The 21,060-nt window shown below is 64.7% G+C and carries 18 protein-coding genes; 4 read left to right on the top strand and 14 right to left on the bottom strand.

All coding sequences use genetic code 11. From position 1 onward, the window contains the following. Positions 1-15: 15 nt before the first annotated feature. The 8 genes from AC1DHL_RS18730 to argA all read right to left on the bottom strand — a co-directional run bounded on the left by AC1DHL_RS18730 (position 16) and on the right by argA (position 9,597). The gene (locus AC1DHL_RS18730; protein WP_478102858.1) at positions 16-588 is read right to left on the bottom strand and encodes a hypothetical protein; all 573 of its coding nucleotides are present in this window, start codon (positions 586-588) and stop codon (positions 16-18) included. A gap of 13 nt (positions 589-601) precedes the next feature. Further along, positions 602-2,626 carry an ABC-F family ATP-binding cassette domain-containing protein gene (locus AC1DHL_RS18725; protein ID WP_478102860.1) on the bottom strand — a complete coding sequence of 675 codons (2,025 nt, stop codon included), beginning with the start codon at positions 2,624-2,626 and terminating at the stop codon, positions 602-604. A gap of 157 nt (positions 2,627-2,783) precedes the next feature. Further along, complete coding sequence (gene prmB / locus AC1DHL_RS18720; RefSeq protein ID WP_478162931.1) at positions 2,784-3,647, bottom strand: 50S ribosomal protein L3 N(5)-glutamine methyltransferase; 864 nt, start codon at positions 3,645-3,647, stop codon at positions 2,784-2,786. Further along, positions 3,644-4,819, bottom strand: a complete 1,176-nt coding sequence (gene dapE, locus AC1DHL_RS18715; RefSeq protein WP_478162930.1) for a succinyl-diaminopimelate desuccinylase — start codon at positions 4,817-4,819, stop codon at positions 3,644-3,646. The genes prmB and dapE overlap by 4 nt, the downstream gene beginning before the upstream one ends. 16 nt (positions 4,820-4,835) lie before the next feature. Next, positions 4,836-5,984: a PilT/PilU family type 4a pilus ATPase gene (locus tag AC1DHL_RS18710; RefSeq protein WP_478102866.1), complete on the bottom strand. Its 1,149-nt coding sequence runs from the start codon at positions 5,982-5,984 to the stop codon at positions 4,836-4,838. An 81-nt stretch (positions 5,985-6,065) separates the two neighbouring features. Continuing rightward, complete coding sequence (dapD, locus tag AC1DHL_RS18705) at positions 6,066-6,890, bottom strand: 2,3,4,5-tetrahydropyridine-2,6-dicarboxylate N-succinyltransferase (RefSeq protein ID WP_478162929.1); 825 nt, start codon at positions 6,888-6,890, stop codon at positions 6,066-6,068. 8 nt (positions 6,891-6,898) lie between these two features. Next, positions 6,899-8,098 (bottom strand): succinyldiaminopimelate transaminase, encoded by a 1,200-nt coding sequence (gene dapC, locus AC1DHL_RS18700; protein ID WP_478102869.1) that lies wholly within the window; start codon positions 8,096-8,098, stop codon positions 6,899-6,901. A gap of 152 nt (positions 8,099-8,250) precedes the next feature. After that, positions 8,251-9,597: an amino-acid N-acetyltransferase gene (gene argA, locus AC1DHL_RS18695; protein ID WP_478162928.1), complete on the bottom strand. Its 1,347-nt coding sequence runs from the start codon at positions 9,595-9,597 to the stop codon at positions 8,251-8,253. 136 nt (positions 9,598-9,733) lie between these two features. On the opposite strand from argA, the gene hrpA reads away from it, so the two are divergent. After that, a complete protein-coding gene (hrpA, locus tag AC1DHL_RS18690) occupies positions 9,734-13,519 on the top strand; it encodes an ATP-dependent RNA helicase HrpA (protein ID WP_478162927.1) in 3,786 nt (1,261 codons plus the stop codon). Between the two features lie 48 nt (positions 13,520-13,567). Here the strand turns inward: hrpA and AC1DHL_RS18685 are convergent, their stop codons facing one another. The 6 genes from AC1DHL_RS18685 to lptF form a co-directional block, all read right to left on the bottom strand. Beyond that, on the bottom strand, positions 13,568-13,726 hold the full coding sequence (locus AC1DHL_RS18685) for a DUF3309 family protein (protein WP_478102873.1): 159 nt from the start codon (positions 13,724-13,726) through the stop codon (positions 13,568-13,570). A gap of 110 nt (positions 13,727-13,836) precedes the next feature. Further along, entirely contained in the window at positions 13,837-15,009 is a 1,173-nt protein-coding gene (locus AC1DHL_RS18680; protein ID WP_478162926.1) for a pyridoxal phosphate-dependent aminotransferase, read from the bottom strand. Further along, positions 15,006-15,947 (bottom strand): CysB family HTH-type transcriptional regulator, encoded by a 942-nt coding sequence (locus AC1DHL_RS18675; protein WP_478102876.1) that lies wholly within the window; start codon positions 15,945-15,947, stop codon positions 15,006-15,008. The genes AC1DHL_RS18680 and AC1DHL_RS18675 overlap by 4 nt, the downstream gene beginning before the upstream one ends. Positions 15,948-16,011: 64 nt before the next feature. Next, positions 16,012-16,380: a sirohydrochlorin chelatase gene (locus AC1DHL_RS18670; protein ID WP_478162925.1), complete on the bottom strand. Its 369-nt coding sequence runs from the start codon at positions 16,378-16,380 to the stop codon at positions 16,012-16,014. Positions 16,381-16,392: 12 nt separating this feature from the next. Continuing rightward, positions 16,393-17,499, bottom strand: a complete 1,107-nt coding sequence (gene lptG, locus AC1DHL_RS18665) for an LPS export ABC transporter permease LptG (RefSeq protein ID WP_478102880.1) — start codon at positions 17,497-17,499, stop codon at positions 16,393-16,395. Beyond that, complete coding sequence (gene lptF / locus AC1DHL_RS18660; RefSeq protein WP_478102881.1) at positions 17,496-18,602, bottom strand: LPS export ABC transporter permease LptF; 1,107 nt, start codon at positions 18,600-18,602, stop codon at positions 17,496-17,498. Before lptF ends, lptG begins: the two co-directional genes overlap by 4 nt. 21 nt (positions 18,603-18,623) lie before the next feature. Here lptF and AC1DHL_RS18655 point away from each other — a divergent pair, with 21 nt between their 5' ends. The 3 genes from AC1DHL_RS18655 to AC1DHL_RS18645 are packed head-to-tail and all read left to right on the top strand — an operon-like array spanning position 18,624 to position 20,982. After that, on the top strand, positions 18,624-20,129 hold the full coding sequence (locus tag AC1DHL_RS18655; RefSeq protein ID WP_478162924.1) for a leucyl aminopeptidase: 1,506 nt from the start codon (positions 18,624-18,626) through the stop codon (positions 20,127-20,129). After that, positions 20,126-20,563, top strand: coding sequence for a DNA polymerase III subunit chi (locus tag AC1DHL_RS18650; protein WP_478102884.1), 438 nt, complete (start codon positions 20,126-20,128; stop codon positions 20,561-20,563). The genes AC1DHL_RS18655 and AC1DHL_RS18650 overlap by 4 nt, the downstream gene beginning before the upstream one ends. Further along, on the top strand, positions 20,563-20,982 hold the full coding sequence (locus tag AC1DHL_RS18645) for a hypothetical protein (RefSeq protein ID WP_478162923.1): 420 nt from the start codon (positions 20,563-20,565) through the stop codon (positions 20,980-20,982). The genes AC1DHL_RS18650 and AC1DHL_RS18645 overlap by 1 nt, the downstream gene beginning before the upstream one ends. Positions 20,983-21,060: the final 78 nt, after the last annotated feature.

The following is a 21,060-nucleotide window of genomic DNA, read 5'->3' as shown; positions in this document are numbered from 1 at the left end:
ATAACCCCGTACTTGCTAACGCAATTTGAGGCGATTCCAGACGCCGCCCAGACGGGAAGGCGGCTTCGGTCCTTCGGGCCGGGGCTTGATCGGCGCGTCCGGCGGTGGCAAGAGATGACGGACAGATTGGGCGACTTTCACGCAATCCTTGATGTGCAATTCCCCCAATGCTCGGAGCGCCGCGTAACTGAGTGTTGCGGATACAACCTGTCCGACGATGGGAACGTACCTCGCAGCCTGCCTCGCCGTCATCCGGAAGCCGGCGTGACGGGCCAGGCTGATCAGCAACTCTCGCGTGAGCAGCCTGCCCACGAGCAATGCGCCGACAGCCGTGGCTGCTTTCTGGATGCGTTCGCGGTCGTAGGGAGCGAGGCGGTCGAGTTGCGTGACCGACAGACCGAATTCCGCGCTGATCTGCGGAATGACGCGCGAGAGGAGGGTGGCGTCGGCCGCCCAGTCGATGCCCGGAATAGGGACCGCGCCCACCGCGGCAGCCATCAGGGCCTTGCGGCTCAACAGGCGGCGGCTGCGGCGGATGGCCGCAATCAGTTGCGGGTCACCTTGGGCGAGATCGAAGGCGGAAGACATGCCGCGTGCATTATCAGGCGGCGAGCGCTTCCAGTTGACCCGACAGGGTCAGCCAGCGTTCCTCGAGTTGCTCGATCTCGTCGTTGAGTGCCTTCAGTCGCTTGCCGGCCTCGGCGATTTCAGCAGCGGGGAGCGGTTGCGCAAGCCGTTGCTCGATGGACGCCCTTTCGCTGCCGGCAGCCGCCAATCGCTGGTCGACTTGTGCGAGCTCCCGCTTGAGCGGTCTGGCCTGCTCGCTGCGTTGCTGGCGTTCCTGTGCGTCCTGCTTGCGCTGGTCCTTGCCGGAAAGGGTCGCCTCCTGGGCGGCTGGCGCTGGGGCCTTCGCGACTTGCACCGGTGGCGCGACCTCTTCTTCGGCCGCAGCAGCTTCGCGGGTTGCCAGCTTGGCTTCTTCGCGCAGGCGCTTTGCCTCGTCCAGCAGGTAGCGCTGGTAGTCGTCGAGGTCGCCGTCGAAGTCGCCGACCTTGCCGCGGCCGACCAGCCAGAACTCGTCGCAGACCGATCGCAGCAGTGCCCGGTCGTGGCTCACCAGCATCAGCGTGCCTTCGAACTCGTTCAGCGCCACCGCGAGGGCTTCGCGGGTTGCCAGATCCAGGTGGTTGGTGGGTTCGTCGAGCAGCAGCAGGTTGGGGCGTTGCCAGACCATCATCGCCAGCACCAGCCGCGCCTTCTCGCCGCCGCTCATCGTGCCGACCGCCTGCTTCACCATGTCACCGCTGAAGTTGAAGCTGCCGAGATACCCGCGCAGATCCTGCTCGCCCGTGCGCTCCTTGACCGTCGACCCGAGTTCGCGCGCCATGCGGACCATGTGTTCGAGCGGCGTGTCCTGCGGACGTAGAACGTCAAGCTCTTGCTGCGCAAAGTAGCCGATGTTCAGGCCCTTGCCCTCGGTGACCGTGCCGGCGAGAGCGCCCATTTCGCGCGCGATGGTCTTGACCAGCGTCGACTTGCCCTGGCCGTTGGCGCCCAGGATGCCGATGCGCTGGCCGGCCAACACCGAGCGGTTGACGCCGGTCAGGATGATCTTGGGCAGCTCGTCCTCGCTCCGGTAGCCGAAGCTCGCATCGCTGATCGAGAGCATCGGGTTCGGGATGTTGCCCGGCTCCTTGAACTCGAAGCTGAAGTCGGCTTCGGCCAACAGCGGCGCGACCTTTTCCATGCGCTCCAGCGCCTTGACCCGGCTCTGTGCCTGCTTGGCCTTGCTGGCCTTGGCCTTGAAGCGGTCGATGAACTTCTGCAGATGGGCGATCTTGTCCTGCTGCTTGGCGAAGGCGGATTGCTGCAGTTCCATCTGCTGGGCGCGCAGGGTTTCGAAGGCGCTGTAGTTGCCGCCGTAGCGGGTGAGTCTGGCGTGCTCGATGTGCAGCGTCACGTCGGTCACCGCATCGAGGAATTCACGGTCATGGCTGATCACGATCATCGTGCCGGCGTACTTCTGCAGCCATGCTTCCAGCCAGACGAGCGCATCGAGGTCCAGGTGATTGGTCGGTTCATCAAGCAGCAGCAGGTCGCTCGGACACATCAGCGCGCGTGCCAACTGAAGCCGCATGCGCCATCCGCCGGAGAAGCTGTTGACGGGCTGGTCGAGTTCGTGCACCTTGAAACCCAGCCCCAGGATCAGCGCCTGGGCGCGAGGCACGGCGTCATGCTCACCGGCATCGGCCAGATCGGTGTAGGCGTGGGCCAGGGCCATGCCCATATCGTGATCGTCGGGGTCGGCCTCGTGGCCGGCTTCGGCGAGGGCGAGCGCCTCGCGCAACTCGACCAGCCGGGTGTCGCCGCCAACCACGAAATCGGTCGCGGACTCGTCGGTTTCGGGCATGTTCTGCGCGACCTGCGCCATGCGCCACTGCTTCGGCAGGGAGAAGTCGCCCCCATCTTCATGAAGCGAGCCGTTGAAAAGCGCGAACAAGGTCGACTTGCCGGCGCCGTTGCGCCCCACCAGGCCGACCTTTTCGCCGGGATTGATGGTGACGCTGGCGCCGTCGAGCAGCACTTTGGCGCTGCGGCGCAGGATGACGTTCTTGAGGGTGATCATTTCAGTTTTCCACCACGCATCGTGCGATGTGAGACGCATGAGACTGGCGCGCGCGAGGCCAGAAATACCGCGGAGCCGGCTCCGCCGGGCCGCTGGTGTTGCCCCCGGCCGGGGGGTGGCGAAGCGACACGAAGTGCGCGCAGCCTGGGGGCGAGCTTCATTTGAGAGACTCGCGCGGGACCAGCAGGACGTGGTCTTCTCCCGCGCTCGTAGGGAGCCACATCACTTCGAGCTGCGGAAAGGCCGCTTCGAAGTAGGGGCGTTCGTTGCCGATCTCGAGGACCAGCACGGCGGATTCGCTCATCCGGGCCGGCGCTTCGGCGAGCAGCCGGCGGATGAAATCCATGCCGTCGGCGCCTCCGGCCAGGGCCAGTTCGGGCTCGGCGCGATATTCGGCGGGAAGGGCGCTCATGCTCTGCGCGTTGACGTAGGGCGGATTGCAGAGGATGAGGTCGTAGGGGCCGCGCACGCCGGCCAGGCCGTCGGATTCAATCAGCGTGATGCGCGCGTCGAGCTGATGCCGCGTCACGTTGATCGCAGCGACTTCGAGCGCCGTGGTGGAAAGATCGGCGGCATCGACGGTGACGTCCGGATAGGTCATCGCCGCCAGCACCGCGAGGCTGCCGTTGCCGGTGCACAGGTCGAGCACGTTGCGCGTATGTTCGCCGAGCCACGGGTCGATGCTGCCGTCGGCCAGCAGTTCGGCGATGAAGCTTCGCGGGACGATGGCGCGCTCGTCGACGTAGAAGGGCATGCCTTGCAGCCACGCTTCCCTGGTCAGATAGGCGGCGGGCTTTCGCGTCTCGATGCGTTGCGCAAAGAGCGCGGCGATGCGCGCAGCGTCGGCAGGCGCCACAGGGCGATCCGCGACGCCGTCCAGATCGTCGAGCGGCAGGCCAAGGCGCCAAAGTACGAGCCAGACGGCTTCGTCGAACGCGTTGCTCGTACCGTGCCCAAAGGAAACGCCCGCATCGGCCAGCTGCTGGGCACCGGCCTCGATCAGTTCGATGACAGTGCTCATACGTGAAGCAGTGCTTCGAGCCTGTCCAGGGTGCGGCGGTAGATGTTCTTGAGCGGCTCGATCTCGGCGACCGCGATGTGCTCGTCGATCTTGTGGATGCTGGCGTTGGTCGGCCCCAGTTCCACCACCTGCTTGCAGATCTTGGCGATGAATCGCGCATCGCTGGTGCCGCCGCTCGTCGACAGTTCGGTCTCGATGCCGGTTTCGTCGCGGATGGCCTGCTGCACCGCCTCGACCAGTTCGCCCGGCGTCGTGAGAAAGGGCAGGCCGCCGATGGTCCAGGCGAGGGTGTAGTCCAGGCCGTGCGTATCGAGCACCGCGTGGACGCGTTGTTGCAGCGATTCGGGTGTGGATTCGGTCGAAAAGCGGAAATTGAAGTCGATCACCGCCGCGCCCGGAATCACATTACTGGCGCCGGTGCCTGCGTGGATGTTGCTGATCTGCCAGCTGGTCGGCTGGAAGTAGGCGTTGCCGCTGTCCCAGCCGCCGGCCTGGTTGATGGCGACCAGTTCGGCCAGGGCCGGCGCGAACGCGTGCACGGGGTTCTTCGCCAGATGCGGATAGGCGATATGCCCCTGCACGCCCTTGATGGTCAGCTTGCCGCTCATGGTGCCGCGGCGGCCGTTCTTGATCATGTCGCCGCAGCGCTCGACGGCGGTGGGTTCGCCGACGATGCAGTAGTCGATGCGCTCGCCGCGCGCAGCCAGCGCGTTGCAAACCACGACGGTACCGTCGTTCGCGGGGCCTTCCTCATCGCTGGTCAGCAGCAGGGCCAGGGACAGGCGAGGGTTCGGCGTGGCGGCGAGGAATTCCTCGATCGCGACGACGAAGGCAGCCAGCGACGTCTTCATGTCGCAAGCGCCGCGGCCGTAGAGCTTGCCGTCGCGGTGCGTGGGTGTGAAAGGATGGCTGGTCCACTGTTCGAGCGGACCGGTTGGCACGACGTCGGTATGGCCCGCAAAGGCGATCGTGCGCGACTCGCTGCCTGCAGCGCCGGGGCGCACCGCCCACAAGTTGGTCACCCGGAAGTCCGAAGGGCCGCTTTCGATGGTTTCGAGCTGGAATCCAAGCCGTGCCAGGCGTTCGCCGAGTAGGCCCTGGCACCCCGCGTCGTCGGGGGTGACCGAGGGTCGTGAAATCAGTTGTTCGGCAAGCTGGAGCGTTCGGGACATCGAAAGGGCAGTTGGCTCACAGACGCACGTCGAGCGTGATGTCAGTGAATGTGGGTTCCTCGACCTGGTCGAGGATGGAGCGTTCTTCGTGCCGCGCGGCGGGTGCCTTGCGGTTCTGCAGGCGCCACATCAGGTTGGTCGGCGAATCGGCTTGCGCCAAGCCTTCCTCGCGGGTGACGAGATTTTCGGTGATCAGGCGGGCGATGTCTTCCTCGAAGGTCTGAGACCCTTCGGCCATGGACTGCTCCATGGCTTCCTTGACCGCCGAGAAGTCGCCCTTGCCGATGTGCTCGGCCACCAGCGCGGTGTTCAGCAGCACTTCGAGCGCCGGCACGCGCGCGCCGTTCGGCGTGCGCAACAGGCGTTGGGCGACGATGGCGCGCAAGGCGCCGCCGAGGTCCCCCAGCAGGGTGGCCCGTACTTCCACCGGATAGAAGCTCAGGATCCGGTTCAGCGCCCGATAGCTGTTGTTGGCGTGCAGCGTGGCGACGCAGAGGTGGCCCGATTGCGCGTAGGCGATCGCGGCCGTCATCGTCTCGCGATCGCGGATCTCGCCGATCTGGATCACGTCAGGCGCCTGGCGCAACGCGTTCTTGAGCGCGATCTGGAGCGACTGCGTGTCGCTACCCACGTCGCGCTGGTTCACCATCGACTTCTTGTTGGTGAAGGTGAATTCGATCGGTTCCTCGACCGTCAGGATGTGGCCGGTGGCATTCTCGTTGCGGTAGTCGAGCATCGAAGCCAGCGTGGTGCTCTTGCCGGCGCCGGTCGAGCCGACCATGAGGATGAGCCCGCGCTTTTCCATCACGAGCGTCTTGAGAATCTCGGGCAGGTTCAGGTCTTCGAAGGACGGAATGACCGAGGCGATGTGCCGCACCACCACGGCATAACTGCCCCGCTGGCGCATCGCGCTGATGCGGAAGTTGCCGGCACCGTCGAGGCCGATCGCCATGTTGAGCTCGCCGGTGCGTTCCAGCTCGGCGATGCGGCTTTCGTGCACGACTTCGGCCAGCAGGCTGAGGGGGGCTTCGGGGGGAAGCACCTGCGCGTTGATCGGCATACAGTTGCCGTTGATCCGGATCAACGCCGGAGAGTTGGCCGAAAGGTAGATATCAGACGCCTTGCGTTCTGCCATCAAACGAAGAATTCGCTCCATCGTGTTCATCGGCTCTCTCTCCTCGACTCTTGGTTGTAAAACTGGCCTCGCATCGGGCCGCCCCCTCAGGCGGCCGTCCGCGTACTTTTCTTAGTCGCGCAGCAAATCGTTGAGCGACGTCTTTGCGCGGGTTTGCGCATCGACGCGCTTGACGATGATTGCTGCGTACAGGCTGTACTTGCCGTTGTCCTTCGGCAAGGTGCCGCTGATGACGACCGAGCCTGCCGGCACGCGGCCATAGGTCACTTCGCCCGTGGTGCGGTCATAAATCGGCGTGCTCTGGCCGATGTAGACGCCCATCGACAGCACCGAGTTTTCCTCGATCACCACGCCTTCGACCACTTCGGAGCGCGCACCGATGAAGCAGTTGTCCTCGATGATGGTCGGGCCGGCCTGCAGCGGCTCCAGCACGCCGCCGATGCCGACGCCGCCGGACAGGTGTACGTTGGCGCCGATCTGCGCGCAGGAGCCGACGGTGGCCCAGGTGTCGACCATGGTGCCTTCGCCGACATAGGCCCCGATGTTCACGTACGAAGGCATCAGGATCGCGCCCTTGGCGATGTAGCTGCCGCGGCGCGCGACGGCCGGCGGCACGATGCGCACGCCGGCTTCCTTCAGTTCGCCGGCCGACAGGTGCGAGAACTTGGTCGGCACCTTGTCGTAGAAGCCGAGCGAGCCGGCCTGCATCTGCTCGTTGTCACGCAGGCGGAACGACAGCAACACGGCCTTCTTGATCCACTGGTGCACGGTCCATTGACCGACGCTTTCGCGGGTTGCGACGCGCAGGGTGCCGTTGTTGAGATCGGCGATCACGTGCTCGACCGCATCGCGGACTTCCTTCGGCGCACTGGTGGCGGAGATGTTGGCGCGGTCTTCCCACGCGGCGTCGATGATCTGCTGGAGTTGTTGGGTCATGGAAAAGCTCAGTTCTGGATGAATTTCACGATGCGCTCGGCGGCTTCTGTGCACTCGGCCGTATCGGCTACCAGCGCCATCCGGATGCGCCCGCGGCCGGGATTGGTGCCGGCCACGTCGCGGGCGAGATAGCTGCCGGGCAGCACCGTCACATTGTATTGAGCGTAGAGCGCCCGGGCGAAGGCCGGGTCGTCGCCTTGCCACGAGGCAGGGACGCCGGCCCAGAGATAGAAGCTCGCGTCGGGCAGGCGCATGTCGAGCACCGGCTCGAGCAGCGGCGTCACGGCGGCGAACTTGGCACGGTATTGGGCACGGTTCTCGACCACGTGGGCTTCGTCGTTCCAGGCGGCGATGCTGGCCGCGGCCACCGTGCCGCTCATCGCGCTGCCGTGATAGGTGCGATAGAGCAGGAAGGACTTGATGATGGAGGCGTCACCCGCCACGAAGCCGCTGCGCAGGCCCGGCACGTTGCTGCGCTTGGACAGCGAGGTGAGGGCGATGAGGTTGCGGAAATCGCCACGACCAAGCTTCGCGGCCGCTTCGAGTCCGCCCAGCGGCGGTTCGTCGCGGAAGTAGATTTCGCTGTAGCACTCGTCGGCGGCGATCACGAAGCCGTACCGGTCCGACAGGGCGAAGAGCTTTTGCCACTCGTCCAGCGGCATCACGGCGCCGGTCGGATTGCCGGGCGAGCAGACGAACACGAGCTGCGTGCGCGCCCAGACGTCCGCCGGCACGCTGTCCCAGTCGACCGCGAAATTGCGCGACGGCACGCTGGGCACGTAGTACGGCTCGGCGCCCGACAGGAAGGCCGCGCCTTCGTAGATTTGATAGAACGGATTGGGCGACAGCACCACCGGGGTCGGCGATCGGGTCGCATCGACGACGGTCTGGGCCAGCGCGAAGAGCGCCTCGCGCGATCCATTGATGGGCAGCACCTGGGTGGCCGCGTCCAGGTCCAGCCCGTAACGGCGCTGCAGCCAGCCGGTGAAAGATTGGCGCAGCTTGAGTTCGCCGGCAGTCGCCGGATACACCGCGAGGGCGCCCAGGCTGTTGGAGAGTGTCTCCTTGATGAAGGAGGGCGTCGGATGCTTGGGCTCGCCGATGCCCAGGCTGATGGGCGCGAATTCGGGGTTCGGCGTGACGCCCGCAAAAAGTTGGCGCAGCCGCTCGAAGGGGTAAGGCTGCAGTTTGGCGAGCAGGGGATTCATGGGCTCGAATTATCAGGGAGCGTGGGTAGCAAAGTGCCAACTGATTCGACCCTCCGGGGAACACCGCGGAACCGGCTTTGCCGGGCCGCCGGTGTTGCCCCCGGCAGGGGGTTGGCGAAGCGACACGAAGTGCGCGGAGCCTGGGGGCGAGCTCAAAGTTTCTTGACCAGCACCAGGCTCTTGCGGTCCCAGTTGTACTTGCGCTTGCGTGCCTCGGGCAGCCAGTCGGGGTTCACCTGCTGGAAGCCCCGCTTCAGGAACCAGTGCATGGTGCGCGTCGTCAGCACGAAGATGCTTTCGAGTCCCTGGGCCTTGGCGCGCTGCTCGACGCGCTTGAGGATGCGCTCGCCGTCGCCCTGCGCCTGCGACTGTGGCGACACGGTCAGCGCCGCCATTTCGGCCGTCTTGGCTTCCGGATAGGGATACAGCGCCGCGCAGCCGAAGATCACGCCGTCGTGCTCGATCACCGTGTACTGGCCGACGTCGCGCTCGATTTCCGTGCGGCTGCGCTTCACCAGCGTGCCGTCGCGCTCGAAGGGCTCGATCAACTGCAGGATGCCGCCGATGTCGTCCGCCGTCGCTTCGCGCAGCGATTCGAGCTTTTCGTCGATCACCATGGTGCCAATGCCGTCGTGCACGTAGACCTCCAGCAACAGCGATCCATCCACGCTGAACGGCAGGATGTGGTTGCGCTCGACGCCGGCCTCGCAGGCCTTCACGCAATGCTGCAGATAGAAGGCTGCGTCCGTCGGTCGCTGCGGCCGCGAGAGGGTGGCGAGCAGCTTTTTCGCCTCGTCGAGCGGCAATTCGGTGTCGACCGGGTTGTCTTCGCTGACTGGCAGGCTGGTGTCGACCGGAATGCCCGGAATCTCGGTCAGGAAGATCAGCTTGTCCGCCTGGATCGAGATCGCCACGCTGGTCGCGACTTCTTCCATGGTCAGGTTGAAGGCTTCACCGGTCGGCGAGAAGCCGAAAGGCGACATCAGCACCATCGCACCGAATTCAAGCGCGCGGCGGATTCCGGCGGCGTCGACCTTGCGCACGAGACCCGAGTGCTGGAAATCGACGCCGTCGACCACGCCGACCGGCCGCGCGGTGATGAAATTGCCCGAGATCACGCGGATCGTCGAGCCTGCCATCGGCGTGTTGGGCAGGCCTTGGCTGAAGGCGGCCTCGATCTCGTAACGCAGTTGCCCCGCGGCTTCCTGGGCGCAGTCCAGCGCGACCCCGTCGGTGATGCGGATACCGTGCGAGTACCTCGCCTCGTGGCCCTTGGCATGCAGTTGTTCGTTGACCTGGGGCCGGAATCCGTGCACCAGGACCACCTTGACACCCATGCTCTGGATCAGCGCCAGGTCCTGCGCGATGTTCTGCAACTTGCCGGCTGCAATCGCCTCGCCGGCCATGGCGACCACGAAGGTCTTGCCACGGTGCATGTGAATGTAGGGCGCGACCGAGCGAAACCAGGGCACGAAAGTGAAGTTGAAGACGGTGGACATTGGCAGGAGCAGGAGGACGAAAAGGCCGGTCGCAAGATAATCGGCGATTTTCCCCGAACTGCCCGCCTTGTCTTCGTCTCCTCTTCGAATCGAGTTCCCTGAATCCCTGCCGGTGTCGGCCCGGCGCGACGAAATCATGGCCGCCATCGACGCGCACCAGGTCGTGATCGTCTGCGGCGAGACGGGTTCGGGCAAAACCACCCAGTTGCCAAAGATTGCCCTGGCGCTGGGTCGGGGCAAACTCAATGCGCCGCCCGGCAAGGGCCGGCTGATCGGCCATACGCAGCCGCGCCGCATCGCCGCTTCGTCCGTCGCCAAGCGCATCGCCGAAGAATTGAAGACCCCGCTGGGCGATGTGGTCGGCTTCAAGGTGCGATTCCAGGATCGCCTGTCGCGCGATGCATCGGTCAAGCTGATGACCGACGGGATCCTGCTGGCGGAAACGCAGACCGATCCGCTGCTCAAGGCCTACGACACGCTCATCATCGACGAGGCGCACGAGCGCTCGCTCAACATCGACTTCCTGCTGGGCTACCTGCGCGAAATCCTCCCGCGCCGGCCGGACCTGAAGGTGATCGTGACCTCAGCCACGATCGATGCCGATCGATTTGCGCAGCATTTCGCCTCGGCGAAGGGGCCTGCGCCGACGATCATGGTGTCGGGGCGGACCTATCCGGTGGAGCAGCGCTACCGGCCCTTCGAGGAATCGCGGGACTACGACCTCAACGATGCCATCGCCGACGGCGTCGACGAACTCTGGCGCGATCCGCACAACGCCGGCGACATCCTCGTCTTCCTGCCCGGCGAGCGCGAAATCCGCGAGGCGGCCGACCATTTGCGCAAGCACCTGAGCCACCAACCGGTGATGCGCAACGCCGAAGTGCTGCCGCTGTTCGCACGGCTCTCCCAAGCAGAGCAGGATCGCATCTTCGACGGCCACACCGGCCGGCGGATCGTGCTGGCGACCAACGTTGCCGAAACGTCGCTGACCGTGCCGGGCATTCGCTACGTCATCGACGCCGGCACGGCGCGCGTCAAGCGCTACAGCTTCCGCAGCAAGGTCGAGCAGTTGCTGGTCGAGCCGATCAGCCAGGCCGCGGCCAACCAGCGCGCGGGACGCTGCGGCCGGGTGGCCGACGGTATTTGCATCCGCCTGTACGACGAGAAGGACTTCGAGGGCCGGCCGCGCTTCACCGACCCGGAAATCCTGCGCTCATCGCTGGCGGGCGTGATCCTGCGCATGAAGTCGCTGCACTTGGGCGACGTCGAGCGCTTTCCCTTTCTGGAAGCGCCGCAGCGGCGCGCGATCGCCGACGGCTATCAGTTGCTCAACGAACTGGGCGCCGTGGATGACGCCAATGAGCTGACGGCCACCGGCGCAGAACTGTCCAAGCTGCCGCTCGATCCTCGGGTGGGGCGGATGATCCTGGAGGCGCGCGCGCGCGGCGCGCTGGAAGAAGTGCTGGTGATCGCGAGCGCCTTGTCGGTGCAGGATGTCCGCGACCGGCCGATGGACGCCCAGCAGCAGGCTGACCAGGCACATGCCAAGTTCGACGACGAGAAGAGCGAGTTCAGCGGCTATCTGCGCCTCTGGAAGTGGATTCACGACGCGCGCGGCGGCCATGGCGACACGCACAAGCTCAGCAACCGGCAGTACGAACAACTGCTGCGCCAGAACTTCATCAACGTCCGGCGCGTGCGCGAATGGCGCGATATCCATTCGCAGTTGCTCACGGTGGTGACGGAGCACAAGTGGCGCATCAACGCCCAGCCAGCCGGCTACGAGGCATTGCATTTCTCGATGCTCTCGGGCCTGCTCGGCAATGTCGGCTGGAAGCTCGAAGACGACGAGGCCTACCTCGGTGCGCGCGGCATCAAGTTCTACCGGCATCCCGGCGCGCATCTCAAGAAAAAGCCCGGGCGCTGGATCGTCTGCGCGGAACTGGTCGAGACCACGCGCCTCTTCGGCCGCGGCATCGCGAATATCGAGCCGCAATGGCTCGAGCAGGTCGCAGGCCATCTGCTGAAAAAGCAATTGCTCGATCCGCACTGGGAGAAGAAGGGCGCACAGGTTGCCGCGCTGGAACGCGCCACGCTCTACGGCTTGGTCGTCTACAGCGGGCGGCGTGTCGATTTCAGCAAGGTCGACCCTGTCGCCGCGCGCGAGATCTTCATGCGTGAGGCGCTGGTCGGTGGCCAGTGGGAGAGCAAGCTGCCTTTTCTCGCCGCCAACCGCAAGTTGGTGCGGGAGGTCGAAGGGCTGGAGCACAAGTCGCGGCGGCAGGACGTGTTGGTCGACGACGAACTGATCTACGCCTTCTACGACGCCCAACTACCGCCGGATGTGTCGAGCGGCATCACTTTCGAGAACTGGTACCGCGCGCAGTCGAGGGCCCAGCCACGGCTGCTCTACCTGACGCGCGACGAACTGATGCGGCACCAGGCCGCCGGCATCACCACGCAATCGTTTCCGCCGACCCTGCGACTGGGCGGCGTGGACTGCGCGGCGACCTATCTGCACGAACCGGGCGACGCCAAGGACGGGCTGACAGTCGCCGTCCCACTCTTCGTCCTGAACCAGGTGAGCGAAGAGCGTTGCGAATGGCTGGTGACCGGCATGCTGAAAGACAAAGTCCAGGCGTTGCTCAAGAGCCTGCCGCAGAAGCCGCGCGCCCGGCTGGTGCCGCTGCCTGAATCGGCCGCTCGCTTGGCGGATGAACTTTCCGCGGCCGAGGTCTTCGGCCACGGATCACTGACCGACGTCCTGCTGAAGCGCGTGCGCGACCACACCAGCCTCGATGTGAAGCGCGCCGACTTCAAGCTCGACATGCTGCCGCCGCACCTGTTCATGAACCTGCGTGTGGTCGACGAACACGGCCGCCAGCTTGGCATGGGCCGCAACCTCGGAGCCTTGAGGGCGGAACTGGGGGCACAGGCGCGAGGTGCTTTCCAAGCGTTGGCAGGGCTCAACGTCAAGGCCGCGCCGGCGCGGCCATCAGCTGCGGAGGGCGATGGCCAGGCGAAGAATTCGGAAAGACCGGACGTCCCTGCGGCGACGCCGGCCTTGCCAGCCGGGCAGCGCTACACGGCATGGGCCTTCGGCGAATTGCCGGAGCTCATGGAAGTGCGGCGAGGTTCGCAATCGCTGATCGGCTTCCCCGCGCTGGTCGACGGCGGTGACGCTGTGACGATCGAAGTCTTCGACGAGCCCGCCGTGGCAGCCGCGAAGCACCGCCATGGGCTGCGCCGCCTCTTCGCGCTGCAGATCAAGGACGCGCTCAAGTACCTCGAGAAGAACATTCCCGATCTGCAGAAAATGGCGGTCGCATACATGCCGTTGGGCACGTCCGAGGAACTGCGTGCGCAGATCATCGACGTGGCGCTCGACCGCGCGTTCATTCAGGACCCGTTGCCGACCGACGAGGCCGGCTTCAGGCGGCGAGTGGACGAGGGGCGCGGGCGACTCACGCTGATCGCCAACGAGGTTGCGCGGCTGGCGGGTGTCATCCTGGCCGAATACGCCGTCGCCGCGCGAAAGATCAAGGACACGAAGAATCAGCCCACTGCCACCGCCGATGCCATGCAGCAGTTGCAAAGGCTGGTCGGCAAGCGATTCATTGCCGATACGCCATGGTCGCGCCTGCAGCATTTCGCGCGCTACCTCAAGGCCATCACACTCCGGCTCGACAAGCTGCGCGGCGATCCGGCGCGCGATGCGCAGCGCCTGGCCGAACTGCGGCCACAGGAGCAGCGCTACTGGCGCCTGTTCGCGGAGCGCAAGGGCGCGGTCGACGAGCGGATGGGCGAGTTCCGCTGGTTGCTCGAAGAGTTGCGCGTGAGCTTCTTCGCACAGGAACTGCGCACGCCACAGCCGGTGAGCGTGAAGCGGCTCGACAAGCTCTGGGTGCAACTCGAAAGCTGAAAAAAAGCCCGCCGAAGCGGGCCTTGCCGGCGGATGCCGCGGCTGGATCTATATCCGTCCCATGAGGAGCAGCACGACCACGACCAAGAGCACCAGGCCCAAGCCGCCGCTGGGACCATAACCCCAACTGCGGCTGTAGCCCCAGCTCGGCAGCGCGCCCACCAGCATCAGGATCAGGATGATCAGCAGAATCAGTGAAAGAGACATGGACTTCTCCTAGGGCAGGATGTTTGCAGGAGTCCATGGTCTTTGCTGGCGGTCGAATCCATCGCCGGAAGGCGCCCCCTCCGGTGGTCAGGACTCTCCTACCGTTCGTGTCAGAGCCGCACCAGTCGGTCCAGGGCGGTTTGCAGCGTTTCGTCCTTCTTGGCGAAGCAGAAGCGCACAACGCGCTGGTCGAATGCGTCGCCGTAGAAGGCTGACAAGGGGATGGCGGCCACGCCGATCTCGCTCGTCAGCCAAAGGCAGAAGTCGGATTCGTTCAGGTCGCTCACCGCACTGATGTCGACGCATTGGAAGTACGTGCCGGCGCTCGGCAGCAGCTTGAGCCGCGTCTTCGCGAGCCCTGCGGCGAACAGGTCGCGCTTGCGCTGGTAGAAGGCCGGCAGCTCGAGGTAAGGCGCTGGATCGGCCATGTAACTGGCAAGCGCATGCTGCATCGGCGTGTTGACGGTGAACACGTTGAACTGATGCACCTTGCGGAACTCGGCCGTCAGCGATGCGGGTGCGGCCACGTAGCCGACCTTCCATCCGGTGACGTGATAGGTCTTGCCGAAGCTGCTGACGATGAAGGTGCGCGCGGCAAGGTCGGGAAAGCGGGCCACGCTTTCATGGCGAGCGCCGGTGTAGACCATGTGCTCATACACCTCGTCGCTGATCACCAGGACGTCGGTCGGCGCGAGCAACTCTTCGAGGCGGCGCATTTCGGCCTCCGTCCACACGGTGGCGCTCGGATTGTGCGGCGTGTTGACGATGATGGCGCGCGTGCGCGACGTGATGGCGGCAGCGATCTTGTCGAAGTCGGGCCGGAAGGTTCCGGGCGTGAGCGGCACGCGCACCACGGTGCCGCCGGCCAGTTCGATGTTGGGCACGTAGCTGTCGTAGCAGGGCTCCAGCACGATGACCTCGTCGCCCGGCCGCACCACGGCGAGGATGGCCGTGATGATGGCCTGCGTTGCACCCGCCGTGATGGTGATCTCGCTTTGCGGGTCATAGCTGCGGCCGTACAGCGTTGCGACCTTCGCGGCGATCGCCTCGCGCAGCGGAAGGATGCCGGGCATCGGCGGGTACTGGTTGTGGCCCGCGGCCATCGCATCCGTCACCGCCTGAAGCAGCTTGGGATCGCAGCCGAAGTCCGGGAAGCCCTGACCGAGGTTCACCGCGTTCTTTTCGGTCGCGAGCGCCGACATGACGGTGAAGATGGTCGTGCCGACGGCGGGCAGCTTGGTCTCGACTTGGGGTGTGCGGGCGGTCACGGTACGGGTGCTCACAGTTCGTAGTCTTGATGATGACCGCTCAATGCCTTGGCGATCAGGTTGCGATCGAGCCGGTCCGAAAGCAGCTCGGCGAATTTGAAGACGAAGTTGCGCAGGTAGGCGCTGCGCTTGAAAGCGACGCGGGCGATGTTGACGCCGATGATGTGACCCATCGGTCGCACCACCAGGTCGGCGTTGGAGTCGTCGCGTACCGCCATCTCGGCCACGATGCCCACGCCGAGACCGAGCCGCACATAGGTCTTGATCACGTCGGAATCGATGGCTTCCAGCGCGATGCGCGGGGTCAGTTTCTTCTGCGCGAAGGCATGGTCGATGCGCGTGCGGCCGGTGAACGAAGGGTGGTAGGTGATGATCGGCTCGGAGGCCAGGTCTTCGAGCGAGATGCGCTCCTTGTCCGCCAGCGGGTGCTCCTTGGGCAGCACCAGCACGTGCTGCCATTCGTAGCAGGGCATCGTCACGAGTTCGGTGTAGTCGGAGAGCGACTCGGTCGCGATGCCGATCTCGGCGATCTCGTCGATCACCATGCGAGCCACCTGATCGGGCGAGCCCTGGTGCAGGCTCACGTTCACTTTGGGATAGGCCTCGCGCAGCTTGGCCACCGGGACCGGCAACACATAGCGCGCTTGTGTGTGGGTCGTAGCGATGGAAAGAGTGCCGCTATCCTGAGCGCTGAACTGTTCGCCGATGCGTTTCAGGTTGCCGACTTCGCGCATGATCAGTTCGATGCTGGCGAGCACATGCTGTCCGGGCTCGGTCACGCGCTTCAGGCGCTTGCCATGACGCGCAAAAATTTCAACGCCCAGTTCTTCTTCGAGTTCGATGATGGCCTTGGACACGCCCGGCTGCGAGGTGTGTAGCGCCTTGGCGGCTTCCGTCAGATTGAGATTGCGCCGCACCGCCTCTTGAACGAACTTGAATTGGTGAAGATTCATAACAAATTCCGTCTTATTTAGGAATTCATTATGCCTTCGGAATCTATGAAAAATCAGCTGGGGATCAGGATTCCAGTGACTTGCGGGCGAGGAGTTCGATCACTTCAGGCTCTTCGCCGACCGCACCCGCGAGCACGAAAGCCACATCGGGATGCAGCGCACGCATTTCATCGAGCAGGCGGGGAAGATCCTCGCGCACATGCCGGCCCATGCCGAGGAAAAGTGGCACTACCCGGATCGCCGTGGCGCCGTCGCCGATCAGCGTGGCCGCCGCGGTGCGGAGGTCGGGGGCGATCAGATCAAGATAGGCGCATGCGACCTTGACCGACGGATCGAGCGCGGCAACGCGCCGGGCCACGGCCTCCACCGGCGCGCGCCAGCGTTCATCGCGCGATCCGTGCGCGAACAGGATGATGCCGCGAGAGGCCTGCATCGTCGCTGCGTGCTAGCGCCGCAACACCAGCCACGTGAAGGCGGCGAGCGACATCACCGAGTAGATCAGCCCGGGTGCGGCCGCCGTCATCCAGGGCAGCCAGTTGCCGAGGTTGCCCAGATAGCCGAAGACGTTGTTCAGCAGGAAGAAGCTGATGCCGATCATCACGCCAACGAAGACGTAGGTCGTGATACCCGACTGGCGGAAATGAAGGTAGGCAAAGGGCAATGCCAGCACGATCATCACGAGGCATGAGAGCGGATAGAACACCTTGCGCCAGAACTCGATCTCGTAGCGTTGCGCCGTCTGGCCGTTGGCATCGAGATGTCGGATGTAGTCGAACAAGTCGAGCGTCCGCATGCGATCCGGGCGAAGCAGGGCGACCGACACCATTTCCGGCGTGAGCGAAGTCGGCCATTCGACCATCGGGATCTTCGTCGTGATGATGCGGGCCTGGTCGACGCCGCGCGTGTCGTATTCCTGACGCTCGACGTCGACGAGTGTCCAGTGGCCGTCTTCGGCGCGCGCCGAGGCGGCACTCACTTGCGAGGTGATGAACCCTTTTTCGTCGAACTCGAAGATGCGCGGGTCTTTGAGCGTGCCGTTGCGCTCCATCGTGGCGACGTTGACCGCGAAGGAGATGTCGCCTTGCCTTTCCTTCAGCCACGCGCCGGTGTTGCCCACGAGCGAATAGGCATTCTGAAAACGCGCCTTGAGCAACTGTGCAGTCCGGTCGGTGAAAGGCGCGACATAGTCTCCGACCGCGAATGTCAGGATGACGAAGCCCAAGCCCAGCAAAAGCAGGGTTCGCAACGCACGCCAAGGGCCGAGCCCGCTGGTCCGCAAGATGGTGAATTCGGAACTCTGCGCAAGCCGTGCCATGACGAAGATCGTGCCGATCAGCACGGCGATCGGCAGCAATTCGTAGAGGTGGCTGGGAATCAGCATCGCCACGTAGGCAAGGGCCTGAGCCGCGGTATAGCCAAGCGTTTCAGGTCTGCCGATGGACTGCAGTTCGTCGACGAAGTCGAAGAAGAAGAACAGGCTCAGGAAACCGAGCGCCACGAAGCCCACGGACCTCATGACCTCCACGTAGATCAGACGACGGATTGTTTTCACGCGTTGGGTGTCTTTGCGGGCCGGGCGCGGCGTGCCATGAAGCCCCAATTGAAATGTCGTTTTGTGAGCCAGAGGAGGCCGAACGCCAGCGCGCCGCCATGGAGCGCGAGCATGAACCCACCCACGCTGTACTTGCCTGAACTCACCCAGTTCTGCCCCAGGTTGAGCATGTTGTAGTAGAGGATGAAGGCGAACAGCGCAAAAAGGTAGTTGCCGCTGCGGCCGACGCGCGGATTCACGCTGGAAAGGGCCAGCGCGAGAATCACGAAATTCGCCGCGCCAAACAGCATGCCGACACGCCAGGCGAATTCGCCCAGGTTGTCGCGCGTCGGGTCGCGCAGCAGGGTCAGGGTGGTGCGAGTGCGCACGGGGGCAGCGTCAGGCGAATCGCTTCCGCTGCCACCGACCTTGGCGCCATAGGTGTCGAATTCGCTGATCTTGATGCCGTCGGTCGGGGTGAGCGGCCGTTCCAGCCGTTGTCCGTTGCTCAGCAGCAAATATCGCTTGCCGTCGATGTCTTCCATGTGGCCGCGACGCGCCGACGTGATGATGTGCAGATTGCGTTCGATCGAAGAGATGAAGACGTTGTTCGCCGTGGCGCTGTCAGGCGCATCCTTGTCGATGAAGAACACGCGCAGCCGGCCGGCGGACTCGCGGAATTCGCCGGGCGCCACTCGCTCGATGTCGCTGCGGCTTTCGTAGCGCTGGCGCATGCCGTCGGTCTGCGAATTGGCCCACGGCCAGCCGACCAGGGCAAATAGCGCGACCAGCAGCAGGATCGGCCATGCGAAGCCGAAGAGTGGGCGCAAGAAGGCAACCAGCCCGCGACCGCTGGAAAACCAGATCGCCATCTCGCTGTCGCGGTACATGCGCGACAGCGTGCCGACGATCGCGATGAACAGGCAGAGACTCAGGATGGTGGGCATGTAGCCGAGCACCGTGTAGGTCATCACAAGGAAGACCTCGGAGGGATTCACGCTGCCCTTGGACGCCAATCCGAGCGTTCGGATCAGCATCATGGTCATCACGATGGTGACCAGCACCACCAGGGTGGCACCGAAGGTGCGTGACAGCTCCTTGCGTATGGAGGAATGGAATAACATCGTCTTGGGAAAAAAAGGATTATGGACTTTCAACTCAAGACCCTCTCCATCGCCCAGGCCGCCACCGAGAAAACGGACGTTCTCATCGTCCTCGTGGCTTCCGCAATCGGCACCTCCAAGGACGCACTCTCCACCCTGATCGCCGACGCCCGCAAGGCCGGGGACCTGCCCGACAAGGCCGGCAAGCTGCTCGCGCTCTATCGCCCGGCCGGGGTGTCCGCACCGCGCTTGCTACTGGTTTCGCTGGGCGACGGCAAGCCGGCGTCGGTCCGGACGGCGGTGACTGCGGCCATCGGCGCGGCCAAGGGGTCGAACCCCAAGCGCGTGACTGTCGTGGCCGCGCAGGCCATCGATGCGGCCGGGCTCGGCAGCGCGGTGATCGCGGCGGCTGACGCCAGCTACGTCTATGGCACCACCAAATCCAAGGCCGAGCTGAGGACGATCCGGCAACTGAGCTTCGGCGTGACGGATGCGGCGCCGCTGCGTCAGGCTTTCGATGAGGGGGCCGCCACGGTCTCAGGCATCGAGTTGGCCAAGGAGTGGGCGAATCGCCCGGCGAACTACTGCACGCCGACGATGTTGGCGGGCGTCGCGCAAGAACTCGCGAAGCTCCCGAACGTGAAATGCGAGGTGCTCGGCCCCAAGGAGGTCGCAAAGCTCGGAATGGGCGCGTTCTCGGCGGTGGCCCAAGGCTCGGCCGAGCCGCTGCGCTTCATCGTCCTGCGCTATCACGGCGCGCCCAAGAACCAGGCGCCCGTCGTGCTGGTCGGCAAAGGCATCACTTTCGACACCGGCGGCGTCTCGCTCAAGCCGGCCGCCGAAATGGACGAGATGAAGTTCGACATGTGCGGCGCCGCCAGCGTGCTGGGTGTGTTCCGTGCACTTGGCGATATCCAGCCCGCGATCAACGTTGTCGGCCTCATCCCTTCGTGCGAGAACATGAACGACGGGCGGGCCGTCAAGCCGGGTGATGTCGTGACCAGCATGGCGGGGCAGACGATCGAAGTGCTCAACACCGATGCGGAAGGCCGGCTGATCCTGTGCGATGCGCTGAACTACGCCAAGCGGTTCGAGCCCGCCGCTGTCATCGACATCGCCACGCTGACGGGCGCTTGCGTGATCGCGCTGGGTGGCGTGCGCAGCGGCCTGTTCTCGAGCGATGACGCGTTGGCGACGGCCTTGGGCGCCGCCGGCGAGGCCGCGCTCGACCGTTGCTGGCGCATGCCGCTCGATGACGACTATGCCGAAGGCCTCAAGAGCAACTTTGCCGACGTGGCCAACATCGCCGGTCGTGCGGGGGGTGCAATCACCGCCGCCAAGTTCCTTCAGCGATTCACCTCCGATTTCCCGTGGGCCCACCTGGACATTGCAGGCACTGCATGGAAGAGCGGGGCGGCCAAGGGTGCCAGCGGTCGGCCGGTCGGCTTGCTGTTGAACTACCTGATGACCCGGAGCCGCGAAGATGTCGCGAAGGCTGCACCACGCAAGGTCGTGAAGGCCGCAGCGAAGGGGCGGGCGAAGAAGTGACTGAGATCGACGGCCACTACAACATGCCGGACAAGGTGAGCTATGCCTGCCGTTTGCTGCGGAAGGCCGTCAGCGCTCACGGCGCGCGCCTGGTGGTGATGGCCGATGCGGCGACGCTGGACGCCATCGACCAGTCGCTATGGACGCTGCAGCCGAGTGAATTCATCGCTCATTGCCGTTGCGACGATGACGCTCACGTCGTGACGCGTTCTCCGGTATTGCTTGCTGAAAGTGGCACAGCATCGCTGCCGGACCGCCCCATCCTCGTGAATCTTGGTGCCGACCTGCCGGTGAGGTTCGAGCGGTTCGAGCGGCTGATCGACATCGTCGGCAGCGACGAAGCCGACAAGCTGGCGGGTCGGGCGCGTTGGCGGCACTACAAGGATCGCGGTTACGCCATCCGCACCTATCCTTATGCCGGGAGTGCGAACTGATGGTGTCCACGCAACGCACGCCGCCGCGTTTTGTTCCTACGCTGACCACGGTGGTCGAAGAAGCGCCGCAGCCAGCGCCTGTTGCTGAAGATGCGGCGCCTGTCGAGGTTGTGCCCGCTACGGTGGAGCCCTCGCAAGCCGTCGCGCTGAGCCCCGAGGTCAGGCTTTCGGAGGCCAGCGCCTTCCGCCTCGAAGAGCAATTGCTGCACCGCGTGCTGCAGCGCGTCGACCTGCAGATGGAGGATCGATTGAGCGATGTCGTGTCAGCTGCCGTTCAGCACCACCTCGACACCATGATCCCCGGTCTGCGCAAGGAAATCGAAGCGGTACTGCGTGCGCTGGTCAGCGAATCGCTGTCTCATGAGCTTTCGGAAAACCCAGGGTCTACGCCAACTTTCGGCCCTCATTCCTTGGGCTAAACTGCGCGCCAGGTCGAAAAGCGCGTGGGCGCTGAGCTTCGCGGCGCGATACTTGCTGAGTTAAAGCGCCCGGATCCA

The organism is Variovorax sp. 10L426, assembly GCF_056395305.1.
This window is presented reverse-complemented; position numbering and strand designations above follow the sequence as displayed.